Here is a 397-nt window from a genome sequence, read left to right on the forward strand (position 1 = left end):
ACAGTCCGTTTAAGAAACAACAATATCCAGCAACAAATTTATGACCTTGTTAACTCCATGTTCTGAAAATGGGTGTCTTTCGCACAAAACAGGAGTATGTTGCATGCTGATCCCCTATTAAATAATTCTCGGAAGACATTTTATTATTCAAGTTATCATACATAACTCAAAATTTCAACCTCTTCTTTTCGATCCTCCTCCTCGACAGGAATCTTTTAGGAAATTGTCTTGAATATCCTAATTCATTTACACTAAACTCGTCTTTTATTATTAAGAAATTATTGCTGATAGCTAAATTTTTCATCAATTGGAATTGATATGTCATTTTCCCTTCGTTTTTGAAACGAAGGGGAGTACAATACAGTATGTGCTTCACAAAATTAAATGCCTCATCCTC

The 397-nt window shown here is 33.2% G+C and carries 1 protein-coding gene; it reads right to left on the reverse strand.

Annotated features, from left to right (window positions below):
• Positions 1-166 precede the first annotated feature (166 nt).
• Positions 167-397: hypothetical protein (locus tag ACRD62_RS22510; protein WP_430822330.1), on the reverse strand; the 231-nt coding region annotated here is incomplete at its 5' end.

This window comes from Carboxylicivirga caseinilyticus (genome assembly GCF_050589785.1).
GTDB classification, from domain to species: domain Bacteria; phylum Bacteroidota; class Bacteroidia; order Bacteroidales; family Marinilabiliaceae; genus Carboxylicivirga; species Carboxylicivirga caseinilyticus.